We start from the raw sequence: 19451 nt of genomic DNA on the forward strand, positions 1-19451 counted from the left end.
GACCGGGAGGGACACCGCATGCCGTCCGCCGAGTACCGCGACCACCTCTTCCCGCCGGGTCACCCGCGCATCCAGGCGCTCAAGGGCCTCTACCCGTACGCCTATCGGGAGTTCGCGCGGGCCGAGGGCACCTTCACGGGTGAGCTGATCCGGGGCTGGCGTCCGCTCTACAAGAACGCTTTCACGGGCATCACCGAGGACGGCGCGGTACGCCAGGGGATCCACCCCCTGGAACCGGCGAAGCCCGGTGAGGAGGCACCCGTCGCCGAAATGACCCCCAGGGCACGGGAGTTGCTCGATCTGCTCGACCCGAAGAGCCGGGACCGGATCCGCCACCCGGTGGACGCCGTGGAGTGGCAGACGTGGTCCAACCCGGAGTTCCTTCAGTTCGACACCGGTCTGCGGCTCGAATTCCAGCCACCGGAGGTACGCGACGCGGCGCTCGCCCTCATACGGGCGTCCCTGAGCCCGGAGGGGTACGAGGAGGTCCGCACGATGATGCGGATCAACGGCTTCCTCGGGGAGGTCGTGGGCCTGGAGAACATCCTGGGCGAGTTCAGCTACAACTTCGCCCTGTACGGCACGCCGGACGAGCGCGCGCCGTGGGGCTGGCAATTGTTCGGCCATCACTGTGCGGTCAACTACCTTGTCGTGGAGGGGCGTTCGACGATCGGCCCGGCCTTCCTCGGAGCGGAGCCGAACCTGATCGACGCCGGCCCGCACGCCGGGGCGAACGCCTTCACCGAACGGATCGCGCTGGGCCGGCGGATCATGGCGGCACTCACCCCTGGGCAGCGCGCCGCGGCGACCGTGTACGAGCGGATGGTCGATCCGGCGATGCCCGAGGGCCGCGTGCACCCCGGCGACGAGCGGCACCTCGCGGGCGCCTTCCAGGACAACCGGGTGATCCCCTTCGAGGGCGTCCGCGCAAGTGACATGCCGGACGCGGCACGGGAGTTCGTGTGGGCGACCGTGGAAGAGTTCTACAAGCTGCTCCCCTCGGGGCCGCGCGCCGCCCGGATGCGGGAGGTTCGCGCACACCTCGACGACACGTGGTTCTGCTGGATCGGCGGACACGGACCGGCCGACGTCTTCTACTACCGCGTCCAGTCCCCCGTGGTCATCGCCGAACTCGACCACCACTGCGGGGTGTTCCTCGACCACGACTCCCCCAAGCCGTTCCACGTGCACACCGTGCTGCGTACGCCGCACGGCAATGACTACGGACGCAGCTGGGTGCGACAGTGGCAACTGGGGCGTCACCGGTGACCGAGGAGGACGCACGATGAGGGCCGGGATCAGGCAGCAGGCGGGACCGCGGATCGAGGTCGTGGGCGGCGGCATCGGGGGCATGGCGGCCGCCGCCTTCCTCCACCGCGCCGGACTGGCCGTGACCGTCCACGAGCAGGCGTCCGCGCTCACCGAGGTCGGAGCGGGCCTGGTGCTCGCACCCAACGCGGTGCGGCCGCTGCGCGCGATGGGCGTGATCGACTCCGCGCTGCGCCGGGCCGTGCCGCTCGACTGGGGCTGGGAGTTCCGCCGCTGGCAGGACGGCACGGTGCTGTCCGCCGAACGCCTCGACGGGGTGTGCGAGCGCCTCTACGGCGAGCGCACGTACACGGCGCACCGCGCCCACGTGCTCGACGCGCTCAGGTCGGCGGTGCCGGACGAGGCGGTGCGACTCGGCGCGCGCTGCACGGCCGTCGAGCCGCACGCCGACGGGGTGCGCCTGACCTTCGCCGACGGGTCCCGCACGGACGCCGACCTGGTCATCGGTGCGGACGGCATGCACTCGCTCGTCCGCGCGACGGTCGCCGCGCCGGAACGCCCCACCTTCGCGGGCCTGTGCGCCTTCCGCACGGTGGTACCCGCCGAGGCGGCACCCGCGTTCGCACTGCGCCGCGCGCAGACGCTGTGGCTCGGCCCGGGCCATCACTTCGTGCACTATCCGATCTCCGGCGGCGCGGGCGTGAACGTGGCGGCTTTCGCCCCGTCGACGGACGAGACCGCGGAGTCGTGGAGCGCGACGGCCACGATCGAGGAGTTCCACGCGGAGTTCGCCGACTGGGACGACCGGGTGACCGCGCTCATCAAGTCCGGCGCCATCCCCGGCCGTTGGGCCCTCTACGACCGCCCGCCGCTGCCCTCGTGGACCCTGGGCCGCATGACCCTGCTCGGCGACGCCGCGCATCCCATGTTCCCGTTCTACGGCCAGGGGGCGGCGCAGGCGCTGGAGGACGCGGCGGTCCTGGCCCGCTGCCTCACCGCCACCCCGGACGCCCCGGACGAGGCCCTCGCCCGCTACGAGTCGCGGCGCATCCCGCGCACCACCCGCCTCCAACAGGTGAGCCACGCCCGCGCCGAGGCCAACCACCTCCCGGACGGCCCGGAACAGCGGGCACGGGATGCGGCGCTCGGGGACGCGGATCCGTTGCTGCGCAGTGGGTGGATCTACGGCTACGACGCGTCGGCCGCACCCGCCTGACCTGCACCGTTTACCCGTCTACACCGATTGCCGTAGGCCCCTGGCCCCGATCCCAGGGTTTTCCCCGTGGTCCAGGGGTCCGGCCGGGTCCATCGTGGAGACACGAAAGCACACGGGGGCTTTCGACACGGGGGATCCGACGGGGGAACAACGGGGAACCCACGGGGGACAACGGGGGACGGGGGGTGCCCAGTTCGGGCACCCCCACTGTCTGTGCGCCTCAGAAAAACGTCAGGGGTGCGCCCGACTCACTGAGCAGGCGCACGAGTTGGGCCCGCCTTCGCACCCCGTCCAGCTTTCGGTAGATGTTGCCGAGGTGGAACTCGACCGTCTTGACGCTGAGGAAGAGCTGTTCCGCCGCTTCGTGGTTGGTGACTCCTCGGCCGACCGCCAAGGCCACGCGGAGTTCCTGTGGGGTCAGGCCGTCCAGGGGCGTGGGGCCCGAGTCGACGCGGTCACCGCCCGCGGCATGCAGTTCGGCGGCGGCGCGGCCCGCCCAGGCGCTCGCGCCGAGACGTTCGAAGGCGGCGAGGGCGCGCTGCAAGCGGCGCCGGGCCTCGCTGCGACGGCCGAGGCGGCGCAGCAGCTCGCCGCACGCGAAGTCGGTGCGACCCCGCTCGAAGGGGGCCTGGATGTCGGCGAGTTCGGCGATGGCTCGATCCATGTGCCGCTCTACGTAGGTCGGTTCGAGCATGCCGCGGCAGCGGGCGGCCGCCGCGGCGGTGATGGGGCGCCTGCCGCGGCCCGCCTCGTGGTCCAGGACGCGCAGCACCTCGTACGCCTCGTCGGTGCGGTGCAGATGGACGTAGGCCTCGGCGAGGTCGGCGGCCCAGGGGAGGTAGAGGCCGTCGCCGCGGCCGTTGGCGAGGGAGAAGGCGCGTACCTCCTCCAGGTGGGCCGCCGCCTCTTCGTAGTGGCCCAGGCCGAGTTCGAGGAGGCCGAGGGCGCCACGCGCGCGTGCCGCGTCCATGGGGAGTTCGGCGGCCGCGGCCAGGGAGCGGCACTGCTCCTCGTGGCTGCGGCAGTCCGATTCCCTTCCCAGGACCGCTTCCGTACGGGCCTGGGCGGCGAGTGCGCGGCACACCTCGATGACCCGTCCCGTGTCCTCGCCGAGGCGGGCGGATTCGTCGGCGTGGGCGAGCGAGGCGTTCCACTCGCCGCGCCAGAACTCGACGACGGAGAGGGTGCCGAGGAGGTGGGCGAGGAGGCCGACCGTGCTGGAGGAGCGGGCGGCGTGCACCGCGCGGTCGAGGAGCGCGTGGCCCTGGTCGAGTTCTTCGGTGGCCAGGTAGCACAGGCCCCCGACGCCCGACACCGGGTAGGGGAACGACAAGTCCGGTACGGCCAGCGGCTTTTCGAGGTCGTGGAGCAGGGCGCGACCGTCCTCCGCGTTGCCGCCGAGGAGTTCGACCAGCGCGTGCAGGAGGCGCACCGGCAGGGCCGCCGCCGGGTCGCCGAAGGCGTCCGCGAGCTGCATCGACTCGGCGGAGGTGGCGCGGGCCGCCGTGAGGTCGCCGATGGCGAGTTCGGTGAGGGTGATGCCGCCGAGCATGACGGCGGCGAGCACGGGGTCGACGCGGCGGGCCTGGTCGACGGCGGAGCGCAGCTGCTCGCGTGCGCGGGCGGGGCGGCCGCGCTGGATGTCCACGTAGCAGCGCAGTTGGCGCAGGTCCAGGCGGGTGCGTTCGTGTGCGGCGTGGTCGAGGGCGCGGTCCAGGAGGCCGGCGGCCTCGTCGAGGGAGCCGGCGGCCTGGGCGGCGCGGGCGGCGGCGAGCAGGCGGCGCGCCTTGCCCTCGTCGTCGGGGGTGAAGCGGGCGGCGTGGGCGTACAGGCGGGCGGCGAGCGGGAAGGTGAGGCTGGCGGGGCCGCCGGAGGCCGCCTTCGCGAGTGCGGCGGCGACGTCCTCGTCGGGGTCGGCGCCCGATTCGGACAGGTGCCAGGCGTAGCGTTCGAGTGCGGCGGGGGCGCGGGCGCCCTGGAGGGCACGGGCGACGGTGCGGTGGGCGCGCCAGCGGCGGACGGCGGTCGCGCCGTGGTAGACGCCGGAGCGGACGAGCGGGTGGCGGAAGACGTACGCGCCTTCCTCGACGGTCATCAGGCCGGCCCGCTCGGCCGGTTCGAGGTCCGCGTAGGTCAACTCGTGGGCGCGCAGCACCCGTTCGGTTCCGGCGAGGGGGCGGGGGCCGAGGACCGCGAGCAGCAGCATGGCGTCCCGGGTGGGGTCGGGGAGCCGGGTGATGGCGCTGTGGAAGGTGCGGGCGAGGATGTCGCCGATGGGCAGCGGGGCGCCGCTGTCGGGGCGGTGGCCGCCGTGGGCGAGCAGGGCGGGGAGTTCGACGAGCGCGAGGGGGTTGCCGCGGGCTTCGGACAGGAGCCACTGGATGTCGTGCGGCGGCAGCGGCTGGGCGGCCTCCTCGGCGACGAGTTCGCGCGCCGCGCCGGCGTCGAGACCCTGGAGGCTGAGGGACTCCACGGGTGCGAGGCGGGACGCGGTCTCGTCGTTGTCGCGGGTGCCGAAGAGGGCGACCACGCCCTCGCGGCCCAGGCGGCGGGTCGCGAAGGCGAGGGCGTCCAGGGAGTACGGGTCGAGCCACTGGGCGTCGTCGACGACGACCAGGACAGGGCCGGACTCGCTGATCGCGCCCAGCAGGCTGAGTGTTCCTGCGGCGACAGCGAAACGGTCCTGGGCGATGGCCGGGCCGAGGGCGAGGGCGCCGGTGAGAGCGGCGGCCTGCCGTTCCGGGATGCGGCCGAGGTGGTCGGTGACGGGGCGGAACAGGTCCGCGAGGCCCACGTACGGGAGTTCGTGCTCCGCCTCGATGCCCTGTGTGTGCAGTCGTGTGAGGTCGCGGGCGACGGATTCGGCGTAGCCGAGCAGGCTGGTCTTTCCGATGCCTGCCTCGCCGCGGACGACCAGGGCGGCGCTGTGTCCTGTGCGGGCGCCGTCGACGAGGTCCGCGAGCCGTGCGCATTCCGCTGTGCGACCCACCAGCATGCGGTCAGGGTAACCCGGGGTCACGTTGCGGTGGGAGTGGTCAACTGGCCGTTGCGGCGCGGGACTTGCCTGTTTCGCTGGACCGGTCCTACGCCTCGGGGCTCCGGCCCGGACCCCGCTGCTCAATCGCCGCAGGGGCTTAACAGGCCCACCCGCTTGATGGTGCCGCGCCGCCGCGGGCAAGGCGGCGGCGCGTGCTCATGAGGGTGGCCCTTACGCCGCCTCGGCGATCTCGGTTGCGCCGAACTGTGTTCGGTACAGCTCCGCGTAGCGGCCGCCCCGCGTCACCAGTTCCTCGTGCGTGCCGCGCTCCACCACTTGCCCCTCCTCCACCACGAGGATCTGGTCGGCCGAGCGGATCGTTGACAGGCGGTGGGCGATGACGACCGCCGTGCGGCCTTCGAGCGCCTCGGCGAGGGCCTCCTGGACCGCCGCCTCGGACGTGTTGTCGAGGTGCGCGGTGGCCTCGTCGAGGATCACGACGCGCTGGCGGGCGAGGAGCAGCCGGGCGATGGTCATGCGCTGGCGTTCGCCGCCTGAGAGCCGGTAGCCGCGCTCGCCGACGACCGTGTCGAGGCCGTCCGGCAGGTCACGGACGAGCGCGTCGAGGCGGGCGCGGGTCAGCACGTCCCACAGGTCGGCCTCGCTCGCCTCGGGGCGGGCGAGGAGCAGGTTCGCGCGGATGCTGTCGTGGAAGAGGTGACCGTCCTGCGTGACCATGCCGAGCGTGGCGCGCAGCGAGACCGCGCTGGCGTCGCGTACGTCGAGGCCGCCGATGCGGACGGCCCCGCCATCGGTGTCGTAGAGCCGCGGCAGCAGCGACGCGATGGTCGACTTGCCGGCTCCGGACGAGCCGACGAGCGCCACCGTCTGACCGGGTTCGGCCCGGAAGGAGACTCCGTGCAGCACCTCGGCGCCACCACGCGTGTCGAGGGAGGCGACCTCTTCGAGGGAGGCCAGCGACACCTTGTCGGCCGACGGGTAGCCGAAGCGTACGTCGTCGAACTCGACGGCGACCGGGCCCTCCGGGATCTCCTCGGCGTCGGGCTTCTCGTCGATGAGCGGCTTGAGGTCGAGCACCTCGAAGACCCGCTCGAAGCTGACGAGGGCGCTCATGACCTCGACGCGGGCTCCGGCGAGCGAGGTGAGCGGCGCGTACAGGCGGGTCAGCAGCAGCGCAAGGGAGACGACCGCGCCCGCCTTCAGGGTGCCGGTCAGCGCGAAGTACCCGCCGAGGCCGTACACCAGCGCGAGCGCGAGGGCCGAGACGAGGGTGAGCGCGGTGATGAACGCCGACTGCGCCATAGCGGTGCGGACGCCGATGTCACGCACCCGGCGCGCACGCTCCGCGAACTCGGCCGACTCGTCGCCGGGCCGCCCGAACAACTTGATCAGCGTGGCGCCCGGCGCGGAGAACCGCTCGGTCATCCGCGTCCCCATGGCCGCGTTGTGCGCGGCGGCCTCCCGCTGGAGGCGGGCCATGCGGGAGCCCATGCGGCGCGCGGGGAGCACGAAGACCGGCAGGAGCAGCAGCGCGAGCAGCGTGATCTGCCAGGACAGCGTCAGCATGACGGCCAGGGTCAGGATCAGCGTGACCACGTTCCCGACCACGCCCGAGAGCGTGTTGCTGAAGGCGCGCTGCGCGCCGATCACGTCGTTGTTGAGGCGGCTGACCAGGGCTCCGGTGCGGGTTCTGGTGAAGAAGGCGACGGGCATGCGCTGTACGTGGTCGAAGACGGCCGTCCGCAGGTCGAGGATGAGGCTCTCGCCGAGGTTGGCGGAGAGCCAGCGGGCCACAAGACCGATCCCGGCCTCAGCGAGCGCGATGACCGCGATGAGGAGGGCGAGGCGGATGACGTGGCCCTCGTCGTGGCCGCCGACGATCGCGTTGACGACCGTGCCCGCGAGCATCGGTGTCGCCACGGCGAGCAGAGCGGTCAGGATGCTCAGGAACACGAACTGGATGATGCGGCGCCGGTGCGGCCGGGCGAAGACGGCGATCCTGCGAAGGGTCGCGCGGGCGAAGGGGCGGCCTTTCGGGCCGCCGTCCTGGGCATTCATGACGCTGTGCAGCTGCGTCCAGGCTGTGGTCTCCATGCTCATGCCGAAGACGTTATGACCTCAACCAATCTTGAGGTCAAGAACGATCAGGATTCCACTGCGGTCAAGCGCGCAACAGGCGCAACACCCGCCCCAGTTGCTCGGTGTAGTCCCGCTGGAAGTCCGGATGCGTGGGGTCGCCGCCGAAGATGCGGCGCACCGTGTCCGGCATCAGGTGCGGGGCCATGACCAGCACCTGGGACAGCAGCATGACCATGGCCGGGCTGATCGTGTCGTCCAACTCGCCTTCGGCCTGCCTGCGCTCGATGTCGGCGAGGTCCTCCGTCGCGAGTTCGGGCACGTCCGGCCGTCCCGTCAGCTCCGACCACGCCTCCAGGCGTACGCCACGAGGGTCCGCGAAGTTGTTGCGCAGGTAGCGCAGGACGAGCTCGTCGTACGGGAGCTCGGGGTCCTGCAGCTCGGCCTCGCTCTTCAGCCACTCGCGGCCCAGCTCGGCATAGATCCCACTCTTGCCGCCGAAGTAGTAGTTGATCAGCTGCTTGTTGACGCCCGCGCGATCGGCGATCTCCTGCACCCGGGCCCCGGCGTAGCCCTTCTCGGCGAAGACGTCCTTCGCGGACTCCAGCAGTCGGGTCCGGGAGTCGCCGGATGCGGAGGCCGTGGCACTGGCGGCCCTGCGGCGGGCGGGCGGATTCATGGGAGCCAGGGTATCGCCGCAGGCCACCGCGTCAATCAACCGGATGGTTGACAGATTCATCCAGGTGGTTGAATCTAAGATCCGCGCTTCCGGCCCGGCGTCCTCACGTCAACCGGGATCCGCACCTTCCCGCCGGGATCCGCACCTCGAAACGGAGACAACCTTGATTCTGATCACCGGAGCCACCGGCACCGTGGGCCGCCCCCTCGTGGCGGAGCTCGCCGCCGGCGGCCACCCCGTCCGCGCCCTCACCCGCACACCGCACACCGCCCGCTTCCCGGCGGGTGTCGAACCCTGCGACAGCGCCCGCCCCGAACTGGACGGTGTCACGGCCCTGTTCGCGAACCCGGCAGCCCTGTGGCACGGCGAGCGGCCCCTGCTCGACGCCGCGAAGGCGGCCGGGGTGACACGGATCGTCACCCTGTCCTCCTCGTCCGTCCTGTCCGGTGACAGCCGGCACGCCGTGGCCAATCGCCACCGCGAGCTCGAAGCCGCCGCCGAGTCCGTCGCCCCCGAGTTCGTCCATCTGCGGCCCGACGCCTTCGCCGCCAACGCCCGGCAGTGGATCGGCCAGATCAGGTCCGGCGACACCGTCGCGGGTCCGTACGCCGGGGCCGTCACCGCTCCCGTCCACGAGGACGACATCGCCGCCGTCGCCGCCCGCGCCCTGACAGGAGCGATTCCGTCCGGCGAGGCGCCGATGCTGACCGGGCCCCAGGCGCTGAGCTTCACGGAACAGGTCCGCATCCTCGGTGCGGTTCTCGGGCGCCCGCTGCGCTACGAGGAGATCTCCCACTCGGCCGCCCGTGACGCCATGCTGTCCAGCCCCTGGATGACCGAGGAGATGGCCGACTCCCTGCTGCGCTACTTCGCGTCGTGCGTGGAGAACCCGACCCCGGTCTCCCCGGACCTTGAGCGCGTCCTGGGGCGCCGCGGCCTGACCTTCGAGCACTGGGCGGCGCAGCGCGTGGGCGAGTTCCGCTAGAGCGGGCCACCGTCGGCGCCCCGAGAGTCCGAACCCCAGGCCGACACCCCCGTCGTACCTCTTGACCCTCGCGTAACCGGAACGTAACTTCGCTTCAATTCTTGTGCCCATTACACGAGTTGTGGGCCCCGCACGATCGGGAAGCGAAGGCATGCCGGAGCTGCGCAGACGTACCCTGCTGTCCGCCATCGGTGTCACCGCCGCCGCGGGCGCCGCCACCACCAGCCAGAGCGCCACCGCATACGCCGCCGCGACGGCCCCCGCCGCACCGCACAAGGCGTACGAGGCCAAGGTCCAGAGCCTCCTCGCACGTATGACTCTCGAAGAGAAGCTGGGCCAGCTGCAGCAGCTCCCCTGGTCCTACGACCTCAATCCGGGCTCCGGCACCACCAAGGCGGTCGAGGACGCGGCGCGGGCCGGGCGGGTCGGTTCGGTGTTCAGCATCTTCGGCGCGAAGACCACCAACGAGCTGCAGCACATCGCCGTCGACGAGTCCCGGCTCGGCATCCCGCTGCTGCTCGGCCTCGATGTCATCCACGGCTTCTGGACCAACTTCCCGATCCCGCTCGCCCAGGCGTCCAGCTTCGACCCGGACGTGGCCCGCTCGGACGCCGAGGTGTCGGCCAAGGAGGCCCGTTCCAACGGTGTGCACTGGACGTTCGCGCCGATGATGGACGTCACGCACGAGCCGCGCTGGGGCCGCATCGCCGAGGGCACCGGCGAGGACCCGTATCTGACGGCGCGGTTCGCGGCGGCCAAGGTGAAGGGGTACCAGGGTTCGGGCTACGGCTCCAAGGACACCGTCGCCGCGTGCGCGAAGCACTTCGTGGCGTACGGCGGGGCGGAAGGCGGCCGGGACTACAACACGGTCGACGTGTCCGAGTCGCGTCTGCGCAACCTCTATCTCCCGCCGTTCAAGGCGGCGTTGGACGCGGGCGTCGCCACGGTGATGGCCTCCTTCAACACCATCAGCGGCGTCCCGGCGCACGGCAACGCGCACACGCTCACCGACATCCTCAAGAAGGAGTGGGGGTTCGAGGGTCTCGTCGTCAGCGACTACACGGGCGTTCAGGAGCTGATCGCGCACGGCTTCGCCGAGGACGGCGCGGACGCGGCCAGGCTCGCCCTCAACGCCGGTGTCGACATGGAGATGACCAGCACCAACCTCCTCACCAACGGCAAAAAGCTGGTGCGTTCCGGGAAGATCAAGGAGCGCCGGATCGACGACGCGGTGGCCCGCGTGCTCCGCCTCAAGTACGAGCTCGGCCTGTTCGACGACCCGTACGTGGAGGAGTCCAAGGCGATCGACGAACCGTCGGCGGACGCCCGCAAGGCGGCGCGCACGGCGGCGTCCCGCTCGATGGTCCTGCTGAAGAACGAGCGGGCCGCGCTCCCGCTGAAGAAGTCGCTCACGTCCCTCGCCGTCGTCGGGCCGTTCGGCGACTCCTCGGATCTGCTGGGTACGTGGGTGGTGCCCGCGTCGGCCGAGAAGTTCCCCTCGGTGAAGGTGCTCGACGCGGTGAAGAAGGCCGCGCCGGACGCCAAGGTCACCTACGCGCGCGGGGTCGACCCGGAGGGCAAGGACACCGGCGGCATCGCGGACGCGGTGTCCGCGGCCAAGTCGGCGGACGTCACGGTCGTGGTCGTCGGCGAGCCGCCGTCGATGAGCGGCGAGGCCGCGGCCCGCAGCGACATCTCGCTGCCGGGCGCGCAGGAGAAGCTGATCGCCGCGATCGCGGAGACGGGCAAGCCGTTCGTGGTGGTCCTGGTGGGCGGCCGGCCGTTCACCGTCGGCGACTGGCTGGACAGCGCCCCGGCCGTCCTGGAGGCCTGGCACCCGGGCATCGAGGCGGGCAACGCGATCGCGGACGTCCTGTTCGGCGCGGTGAACCCCGGCGGCAAGCTCCCGATCTCGTTCCCGCGCACGACCGGCCAGATCCCGATCCACTACAACCACGAGTCGACGGGCCGCCCGTACGACAAGGACAACAAGTACACGTCGAAGTACCTGGACCTGCCGCCCACACCGCAGTTCCCCTTCGGGTACGGCCTCAGCTATACGTCGTTCACCTTCGGCACACCGAAGCTGAGCCGCTCCTCGATCGCGGCGGGGGCGCTGCGCAAGGGCGACACCTTCGAAGTGTCGGTCGAGGTCCGCAACACCGGCTCGCGTTCCGGCGACGAGGTCGCGCAGCTGTACGTACGCGATGTGGCGGCATCCCTGACCCAACCGGTGCGCAGGCTAAGGGGGTTCAAGCGGGTCACGCTGGACGCAGGCGCGTCGACGACGGTCCGGTTCCAGCTCGGCGCGGAGGACCTCGGCTTCTGGACGAACGACTCCAGCGGCGAATTCCGCGTCGAGGAGGGCACGTTCGAACTGTACGTGGGAAACAGCTCGACGGCGGATGCCAAGCTGAAGCTCACGGTCAGCTAGCCGAGAGGGTGCCCCCATGTCTCCCGTCCGCGTCGAACGCGCAGGCCACGTCACTACGGTCGCCCTGTCCCGCCCCGAGGCCCGCAATGCGGTCGACGGTCCGACGGCGACCCAACTGGCCGAGGCCTTCCGCGCGTTCGAGGCGGACGACGAGGCGCGGGTCGCCGTACTGTGGGGCGAGGGCGGCACGTTCTGCGCCGGAGCCGACCTCAAGGCGATCGGCACGGAGCGCGGGAATCGGGTGGCAGATGGCGGGGACGGACCGATGGGCCCGACCCGCCTGCGCCTGACGAAGCCCGTCATCGCGGCCGTGGCGGGGCACGCGGTGGCGGGCGGCCTCGAACTCGCCCTCTGGTGCGATCTACGGGTGGCGGAGGAGGACGCGGTGTTCGGTGTCTTCTGCCGCCGCTGGGGAGTTCCGCTCATCGACGGCGGCACGGTCCGCCTCCCCCGCCTCATCGGCGAGAGCCGCGCGAGCGACCTGATCCTGACCGGCCGCCCCGTCCAGGCACGGGAGGCGTACGAGATCGGCCTCGCGAACCGCCTCGCGCCGCCCGGCGGTTCCCGCGCGGCGGCGGAGGCGCTCGCCGCACAGATCGCCGCGTTCCCGCAGGCCTGCATGCGCAGCGACAGGGCGTCCCTGCGGGAGCAGCACGGCCGGGACGAGGTGGCGGCGATGGGGACCGAACTCCGTTACGGCATGGATGTAGTGGGCGGGGCGCTCGAAGGGGCGGGCCGGTTCGCGGCGGGGGCGGGGCGGCACGGGTCGTTCGAGAACGACTGACCGCGCTCCTGTCCCAGATTCCACTCCGCCCCGGCGTCCTCTTCCATTGCGGCCACACACTTCGCACACATACGGCAGGATGCTCGTGCACACGATCGAACATGACCGGACGACCAGGGAGTTGCAGCCACCCATGCCCTCGACGCCCGACACATCCCCCACGCCACCGCGCATCGACACCAGCAGGCCGCACCCGGCGCGGGTGTACGACTGGTACCTCGGCGGCAAGGACAACTACCCGGTGGACGAGGAGCTCGGCCGGCAGATCACCACGCTGGAGCCGACGGCCAAGTACGCGGCGCGGCACAACCGTTGGTTCATGCACCGCGCGACGCGGATGCTCGCGGCGCGCGGCGGCGTCACCCAGTTCCTCGACATCGGCACCGGCATCCCGACCGAGCCGAACCTGCACCGCATCGCGCAACTCGCGGCGCCCGAGGCGAGCGTCGTGTACGTCGACAACGACCCGATCGTGCTGCGGCACGCGGAGGCGCTGCTGCGCGGCACTCCGGAAGGGGTCACGCGCTACGTCCAGGCCGACGCCCGCGAACCGGACCGGATCCTCGAACTGGCCAGGGACATACTGGACTTCGAGCGCCCGATCGCGGTGTCGCTGATCGCGCTGCTGCACTTCATCCCGGACGACCAGGGCGCGTATGACATCGTGCGCACCTTCGTGGACGCCCTGCCCTCAGGCAGCCACCTGGTCCTGTCCCATGTGGCCGCGGACTACGACCCGTCGCGCACTCAGCAGGCGATCGACACGTACGCGGCGGGCGGCGTCACCCTGGCGCCGCGCACGCACGAGGAGATGACGAAGTTCTTCACAGGGGCCGGGCTCGAGCTCGTGGACCCCGGTGTGGTCTGGCTCCCCGACTGGCACCCGGAGTTGGCCGTCGACGAGGACCGGGACGGATCTCCGGTGCCGATGTACGGGGCGGTGGGCCGCAAAGGCTGAAGTGGCGTACGGGGACGGGTGACTTGAGTGGGACATGAGTCATCACACCGACAGGCATGACCAAACTCACACATGGCGATGACCACGTGACGGACCGCAGCGAACAGGCGCACGTATCCCCTACGCTCGTTCACATGTCCGCCATCCCAGCCTCACGCGCCGTACGGTCCGCCGACGTGGTCAACGAGCAGATTCGTGGCCTGTGGGCACGCACGGGTGGGCACCTGAACCCCGAGGACCGCGCCGAGTACGAGTCGCTGGTCACGGAGTGGGCGACCGCGATCGGCGGTGGGGTCGCGCAGCGCGCGTGACCCCACCCCTCGGCCGCTCCCGCGGTCAGGACTGCGGACGGGAGCCGTGATTCGCCGCATGCTTGCGGCGCGCCTTCTTCTTCCGACGACGCTTCGAGGACATGGGACCTCCCAGGAAGGAATAGGGCATTTCGCCCATTAGCCTTCCATAGGGGGCTTCCGGCCGCGAATGGACGTATGTGCGTCGGGCGGCGGGTCGGCGGCCGGGGCCGCGTCCTCCGGGTAGCTGGCCTGGTGGGCGGCGGTGCGGATGTGCAGCGCCGCCTGACGGGCCCGTCGGGACTCGATCCGGTGTTCGTCGGAGGCAGGCGCGCCGTCTTGAGCGAGACGTTCGTGATGCCGGGCCACCATGTCGTGCGCGTCCGCCAGCTTGGCCGCGGCGGTGAGGTACCGCGCGTGAAGCTGCCGCACGTAGATGTCCAGGTTGGCCTGCCGCGACGTCGCCCCGGTCTCGAGCAACCGGTCCGAGGTGGCGATCTCCTGCTGCATCGCCCAGCCCTCGCGGGCATCGTGGGCCTGCACGCGAGCCATACTGGCGTCGGCACGCGCCAGCCGGGCCTCGCTGGCCGCGAGCAGGGCCCGCGCCCTGTCGCTCGCCTCCCGAGAGCGCTGCAGTGCGGTGGGCGTCTCCTCGCCGGCGAGGAGGGACCGCCGGTCCGAGCGCTCCTCCCGAGCGTTCAGGTCCCGCTCCCGCTCGTCGGCGCCGACCTCACGCTGATCCGCGGTGGCCTCACGCTCGTCGGCGGCCGCCTCGCGCTCATCAGCGGCCGCCTCGCGCTCATCAGCCTGGCGGTCGCGCTCGGCACCGGCGTCCGCCCACGGGCCGATGACGTCGCTGAAGGTTGAACGATCTGGAGGGTCGGTTCCCACATGTCCAGTATTCAGACGCTGCAGGCCGCATTCAAGGTGTGCCCAGCAGTTACCTACTCCGGCGGCGTAGGCGTGTCCGCGCTGCGGTACATGGCCTGGAGGTCCATTTCGAGCTTGACCGTGGGGCCGACGACGGCGATGCCCTTGGCGAGCATCGTGCGCCAGTTCAACGTGTAGTCCTCGCGGTGCAGCTCCGCCGTGGCGAGGGCCGCGCAGCGCAGTTCCTCGGCGTAGCCGCCGTTGACGACACCGAGGTAGCCGGTCTGGAGGTCGACCGTGCGGCTCACTCCGTGCATGGTGAGGGCGCCCTGGACGGTCCACTTGGAGCCGCCGCGGTAGATGAAGCGGTCCGAGCTGAAGTGGATGTACGGGTAGTTCTCGATGTCCAGGAAGTCGGCGGAGCGCAGGTGGTTGTCGCGGGTGTTGTTGCCCGTGGTGATCGACCCCGCGTCGATGCGGACCTCGACGCGCGAGTCCGCCATGTCGGGGGCTATCTGGATCCCGCCCTCGAAGCGCGTGAAGCGGCCGTGGACGTGGGCCATACCGACGTGCTTGGCGATGAAGCGGATCGCGGTGTGCGGCGGATCGAACATCCAGGTGCCGGGCTGCGGCAGCTCAGGCGAGCGGCCCACGTGCAGCTGGACGCCGGTGAGCGGCAGCGTCTCACCCGCGACGACCTCGACCGTCTGCTGGAACGGCTCCAGGCCCTCGGCCGCGATCAGGATGCTGTAGCGGCCGGGCTGCAGCGTGACGAAGACCAGGCCAAAGGGGTCGGTCGTGGCCTTCACGGACACGCGCCCAGTCTGCGACTGGGTCACCGTGACGTCGGCGCCCGGCATGGGCTGGCCGAACGGGTCGGTCACCTCGCAGTGCACGCCGCCCGCGCCCTGCGGAACGGAGTGGAAGGGCCCGCCACCGCGCCCTGCGGAACCTGCGCCCTTACGGCGGAACAATGCGAGGGGCATGAGCGGCCTTTCCTGGACATCTGAACGAGCGCGCCCACCTTGCCATGCGCCCCGCCTGCCCAAATGGGGCGGAGTCGCGTATTCCGGCAGGCGCGAACCCGCCAATTCACAAGACCCACACCTTTCCGGCGCCAACTGCCCCCTGGACGTCATCCTCTTCCTCTCCCTCCTCGCGCGTGTTCACCGGTTCTCCGCAAAGCGTTGACGAAGCAGGAAGGGCTCTGGCAGGGTCGCCAACCGGGCGCCGCCCCCACGTGGGACCGAGGAGATCCCCACCCGATGAAGTCAAGGCACACCTCCGCCCGCCGGGGCACACCTCACGATCCCGCCCTGCGTCGCTTCGCCGAGACACACTGGGCCAGGGAGCCGGTGGTCGTCTCCGACGCACCCGCGCCGGCCCTCGACCCGGCCGACGCCCACGCACTGCTCCTCATGGCGGCCGCACACCCCGAACCCCCGCCCCTGCGCCTGGCCACGGCCGACGGCCTCCTGTCGGAGCCGGGCCCACTGCTGCCCGGCCGGGCCGACCGGAACCTCGCCGGCTACGTCGCACGCCTCGCCTCCGCACCCGGACTCGGCGGCGATGGCTGGCTGTTGACCGCCACCGACCCCCTGCACCGGGACTTCTCGGCGTGGTCGCGGGTCCGGGACGCGCTGGCCGGGCTCTGGCGGTACGTCGGGTGGCCCGCCGTCCCGGTGACCGCGGAGCTGGCCGTCGGCGACCGGCACCACGCCGTCGCCGAGGCGGGCGACCCCGGCGCCGCGTCCCTCACCTGGGTCATCGACGGCGAGCTGACCGTACGGGTACGCCCCGAGCACACCGGAACCGAGCACGAACTCCGCGCGGCGGCAGGCGACTTGGTGCACTGGCCCGCCGGGAGCCGACACCTCGACCACCGCACGGGGCCGTGCACGACGCTGCGGGTGAGCGTGCCCGCCCGCGCGACCTCGGCCCTGCCGCTGGTCACGGAGGCCGTCCACGGGCTGCTGCGAAGACACGGTCCGCTCCCGGACATCCCTGTGACGCTCCCCCATCCGCTGCCCGCGAGAGCCGACGGGCGGCTGACACTTCCCGCCCAACTCTCCGACACCGCCCGCCCGTTCACGGAGACGCTCGCCGATCCGGGCGTCGAGCGGGCCCTGCTCGCGCGCTGGGCCGGGCTGCGCTCCGCAGCGGGGCTGGATCCGGTGCCCGCGCCACGGCCCGCCGTTCCTCTCACCTCCCGGCACCGATTAATGTGCGTCAGCGAGATCATCAGGGTCGCCATCGGTGCGGATGACGCACTGTGGGCGGCGAACGGGCATGTGTGGCCGGTGCGGGGCCGTGCGGCCGACCGTGTGCTCCGCCGCCTGCGCACGACACACCGGGACACCACCGTGGCCGACCTGGCCCGTTCCTCGGGGCTTACCGACGACTCTCCTCATCTGCACGGTGTACTCCGCGAGTTGTGCCGTTCACGGGCCGTCGCGATCGCGCCACCGGAGCCGCACCCGTGACGGCGGGCGCCGCCACCCCGGTCGACGTCCTCGGACCCGTCGGCCGGTCGATCGACTGGCAACGCCTCGCGGAGGACCACTGGGACCGCCGGCCCGTACTGCTGCGCCCTGGCCGCGCCGTCCCTTTCGACCCCCACGAGGTCTTCGAGGGAGCCGTCGCCGCCGGACACCACGCCACGGCGGACGCCGACGAACGGGTCCTGTTCGCCGCGGGGCCGCGCCGTCTCACCGACCCCGGCGATCTGCTGCCCCGGCCGGAGGACGGCTCCTTCGCCGCCTACGACCGCCGCCTCGAACGGCAGTTGGGCGGCACACCCTTCACCCTCGCCGTCCGGGAGCTGCACGCGGGGCACCATCCGCTGTGGGCCAGGGAGCGGGCCTTCCTCTCCGGCCTGTGGAACGAGGTCGACCTGCCCCTGGCCCCCGTCGGCACGACGCTGTGCCACGGAACGTCCGAGCCACCGCGCCCCTCGCCCTCCTCCCACCACCGCGCAGCAACGTTCCTCTACGTCCTCCACGGCCGCCACCGGATCCTCCTCACGGGGCCGGGGAAGCGGCGCTGGACCGCCGCGACCGCGCCCGGCGACCTCCTCTACTGGCCCGCCGACCACGAACACACCATCCACGCGCCCCGCTCCCCCGCCACGACCGTGCACATCTCCGTCCCGCGCACACCCTCGCCGCTCATCGACCCGTCCTCCCCGCACGGGACGTGGGCCACGGTCGACACCCTCGTACCGGCCGCCGAGCCACCCGACGACCTGCCCGGCACCCTCCCGCCGCCCCTCGCCGCGGCGCTCCACCACGTCCGCCAAGAGGCCCGCCCCGCGCCACTGCACCGGCGCCTGGCCCACGAGGCGCTGCAGCAGGCCACGGACGGCGGGCTGCGCCCGGTGCCGCCGCCCACCCGGCCCGGCTACTTCACCGACGACGACGCGGTGCGGGCCACCGAGCGCGTGGTGTGGATGCCTGCCGGCGGGCAACGCCTCGTCGCGGCGTGCGGACACGTCACGCGAACCGGCCTGACGGCGCGCGAACTGGGCGCCCTGCTCGGCCGCTTGAACGGCGGCGAACCGCTGCCCGTAGGCGAACTGACGCCGCCCGCACGCCGGTTACTGGCGCGCCTGTCCGCGTTCCGCGCCGTGGAACGGCTGTAGGGCTACTTCCCTTACTGCCTCTGGTTCACCGATCCCGAACTCTCCGGCGGCGGCGCTGCCAGCGGAATGTGAACATGGCGCTCACGGCGCTGCTCATCGTCGTAGCGACGCCGACGGCGGCGCGGGTGGTCACGAGTCATGTGCGGGCGGTCGCGCAGTCCCGTGCGGCCGTGGCGGGTTCGGCGACCATCTTCGTGAACATCACGCGGGTCGTGGTGCTCGCGATGGGGTTCCTGGTCGTGCTGCAGACGCTCGGGATCTCCATCGCGCCGCAGCGGCGCTCGCCCTTCAGGACACCCTCGCCAACCTGTTCGTGGGCGTGCACATCCTGGCCTCGAAGACCGTGCACCCGGGTGACTACATCCGTCTCAGCAGCGGCCAGGAGGGCTATGTCGTCGACCTGGAGGACGTGGAGCGGGTGACGGTCGAGGTCGTCACGGAGGTGATGAAGGAGGTCGAGGGCGCCATGCCGGAACACGAGCCGCTCGTGCGCTTCCACACGTTCGGCGACTCCCGGATCAGCTTCAACGTGATCCTGGGTGTCGGCGAGTTCAGCGACCAGTACCGGATCAAGCACGAGTTCATCAAGCGGCTGCACGCGCGCTTCCGCGCGGAGGGCATCAGCATTCCGTCCCCGGCGCGGACGGTGGCGCTGACGGCGGGTAGCCCGTCGGTCGTCATCCCGCATCAGAGGGACGCGCGGGAGGCGCCCGTCGTCCCTTCCCTCTAGGACCTGTCAGGTGCGGGCGGCGTCAGCGAGGATCTGGCCGACCACGCGCGACGCCGTGCGCACCATGAACGGGTTCGAGTCCCGGTAGTACGCCAGCTCGTGCACCGCGATGGTCAGCGCCCAGCCGCGCCCCCGCACCCACGCGTCCTCGTCGACCGCCACCGCGTTGCGGAAGGTCCCCCGCTCCGGGCCGCCCAGGACGTACCACGCGGTGATCAGATCGACGGCCGGGTCCCCCGTGCCCATGCACCCGAAGTCGATGACCGCGCCGAGCCGCCCGCCGGACACCAGAAGGTTGCCGGGCTGGAGGTCGCCGTGCAGCCACACGTCGCGGCCCGCGCCGGGGGTGCGTACCGCCTCGTCCCAGGCCGTGAGGGCCGCCGCGGAGTCGATCGTCCCGGCCAGACGGCGGATCACCTCGCGGGTGCCGACGGCGCGTTCGGCGAGCGGCCGACCGCGGTACGCCTCCGGGGCCCCGGAGGTGTCGATCGAGCGGATCGCCGTGACGAACCCCGCCAGATC

Annotated in this window: 16 protein-coding genes and 1 pseudogene; 10 read left to right on the forward strand and 7 right to left on the reverse strand. The window is 71.9% G+C overall.

The genetic code is table 11. The features are described from left to right. Nucleotides 1-18 precede the first annotated feature (18 nt). On the forward strand, nucleotides 19-1269 hold the full coding sequence (locus ABT004_RS02445; RefSeq protein ID WP_351330940.1) for a DUF3500 domain-containing protein: 1251 nt from the start codon (nucleotides 19-21) through the stop codon (nucleotides 1267-1269). Between the two features lie 16 nt (nucleotides 1270-1285). Continuing rightward, nucleotides 1286-2485 (forward strand): FAD-dependent monooxygenase, encoded by a 1200-nt coding sequence (locus ABT004_RS02450; protein WP_351330941.1) that lies wholly within the window; start codon nucleotides 1286-1288, stop codon nucleotides 2483-2485. 220 nt (nucleotides 2486-2705) lie between these two features. Here ABT004_RS02450 and ABT004_RS02455 read toward each other — a convergent pair whose 3' ends face one another. The 3 genes from ABT004_RS02455 to ABT004_RS02465 form a co-directional block, all read right to left on the reverse strand. Next, nucleotides 2706-5480: a helix-turn-helix transcriptional regulator gene (locus ABT004_RS02455; protein WP_351330942.1), complete on the reverse strand. Its 2775-nt coding sequence runs from the start codon at nucleotides 5478-5480 to the stop codon at nucleotides 2706-2708. A gap of 213 nt (nucleotides 5481-5693) precedes the next feature. Continuing rightward, nucleotides 5694-7583 (reverse strand): ABC transporter ATP-binding protein, encoded by a 1890-nt coding sequence (locus tag ABT004_RS02460; RefSeq protein ID WP_351330943.1) that lies wholly within the window; start codon nucleotides 7581-7583, stop codon nucleotides 5694-5696. A gap of 61 nt (nucleotides 7584-7644) precedes the next feature. Continuing rightward, complete coding sequence (locus ABT004_RS02465; protein WP_351330944.1) at nucleotides 7645-8238, reverse strand: TetR family transcriptional regulator; 594 nt, start codon at nucleotides 8236-8238, stop codon at nucleotides 7645-7647. 163 nt (nucleotides 8239-8401) lie between these two features. Here ABT004_RS02465 and ABT004_RS02470 point away from each other — a divergent pair, with 163 nt between their 5' ends. From ABT004_RS02470 to ABT004_RS02490, 5 genes are all read left to right on the forward strand, one after another. Then, nucleotides 8402-9223 carry an NAD(P)H-binding protein gene (locus tag ABT004_RS02470; protein ID WP_351330945.1) on the forward strand — a complete coding sequence of 274 codons (822 nt, stop codon included), beginning with the start codon at nucleotides 8402-8404 and terminating at the stop codon, nucleotides 9221-9223. Nucleotides 9224-9374: 151 nt separating this feature from the next. After that, nucleotides 9375-11657: a glycoside hydrolase family 3 N-terminal domain-containing protein gene (locus ABT004_RS02475; protein ID WP_351330946.1), complete on the forward strand. Its 2283-nt coding sequence runs from the start codon at nucleotides 9375-9377 to the stop codon at nucleotides 11655-11657. A 16-nt stretch (nucleotides 11658-11673) separates the two neighbouring features. Then, entirely contained in the window at nucleotides 11674-12441 is a 768-nt protein-coding gene (locus tag ABT004_RS02480) for a crotonase/enoyl-CoA hydratase family protein (RefSeq protein ID WP_351330947.1), read from the forward strand. A 133-nt stretch (nucleotides 12442-12574) separates the two neighbouring features. Further along, nucleotides 12575-13399, forward strand: a complete 825-nt coding sequence (locus tag ABT004_RS02485) for an SAM-dependent methyltransferase (protein WP_351330948.1) — start codon at nucleotides 12575-12577, stop codon at nucleotides 13397-13399. 134 nt (nucleotides 13400-13533) lie between these two features. After that, nucleotides 13534-13710: a hypothetical protein gene (locus tag ABT004_RS02490; protein ID WP_351330949.1), complete on the forward strand. Its 177-nt coding sequence runs from the start codon at nucleotides 13534-13536 to the stop codon at nucleotides 13708-13710. 25 nt (nucleotides 13711-13735) lie between these two features. On the opposite strand, the gene ABT004_RS36355 is transcribed toward ABT004_RS02490, so the two are convergent. The 3 genes from ABT004_RS36355 to ABT004_RS02500 are packed head-to-tail and all read right to left on the reverse strand — an operon-like array spanning nucleotide 13736 to nucleotide 15545. Continuing rightward, nucleotides 13736-13849 carry a hypothetical protein gene (locus ABT004_RS36355; RefSeq protein WP_502966950.1) on the reverse strand — a complete coding sequence of 38 codons (114 nt, stop codon included), beginning with the start codon at nucleotides 13847-13849 and terminating at the stop codon, nucleotides 13736-13738. Further along, a complete protein-coding gene (locus ABT004_RS02495) occupies nucleotides 13849-14580 on the reverse strand; it encodes a hypothetical protein (RefSeq protein WP_351330950.1) in 732 nt (243 codons plus the stop codon). The genes ABT004_RS36355 and ABT004_RS02495 overlap by 1 nt, the downstream gene beginning before the upstream one ends. A gap of 53 nt (nucleotides 14581-14633) precedes the next feature. After that, the gene (locus tag ABT004_RS02500) at nucleotides 14634-15545 is read right to left on the reverse strand and encodes a YceI family protein (protein ID WP_351330951.1); all 912 of its coding nucleotides are present in this window, start codon (nucleotides 15543-15545) and stop codon (nucleotides 14634-14636) included. A gap of 279 nt (nucleotides 15546-15824) precedes the next feature. Here ABT004_RS02500 and ABT004_RS02505 point away from each other — a divergent pair, with 279 nt between their 5' ends. The 3 genes and pseudogenes from ABT004_RS02505 to ABT004_RS02515 all read left to right on the forward strand — a co-directional run. Continuing rightward, nucleotides 15825-17042 carry a hypothetical protein gene (locus ABT004_RS02505; RefSeq protein WP_351330952.1) on the forward strand — a complete coding sequence of 406 codons (1218 nt, stop codon included), beginning with the start codon at nucleotides 15825-15827 and terminating at the stop codon, nucleotides 17040-17042. After that, complete coding sequence (locus tag ABT004_RS02510) at nucleotides 17039-18199, forward strand: hypothetical protein (protein WP_351330953.1); 1161 nt, start codon at nucleotides 17039-17041, stop codon at nucleotides 18197-18199. Before ABT004_RS02505 ends, ABT004_RS02510 begins: the two co-directional genes overlap by 4 nt. Beyond that, a pseudogene (locus ABT004_RS02515) lies at nucleotides 18136-18929 on the forward strand (mechanosensitive ion channel family protein); the annotation flags it as partial. The gene ABT004_RS02510 and the pseudogene ABT004_RS02515, both read left to right, overlap by 64 nt. Nucleotides 18930-18935: 6 nt before the next feature. On the opposite strand, the gene ABT004_RS02520 reads toward ABT004_RS02515, so the two are convergent. Beyond that, nucleotides 18936-19451: phosphotransferase (locus ABT004_RS02520; RefSeq protein ID WP_351330954.1), on the reverse strand; the 516-nt coding region annotated here is incomplete at its 5' end.

It is taken from the genome of Streptomyces sp. NPDC002790 (assembly GCF_040295505.1).
In the GTDB taxonomy this organism is placed as follows: Bacteria; Actinomycetota; Actinomycetes; order Streptomycetales; family Streptomycetaceae; genus Streptomyces.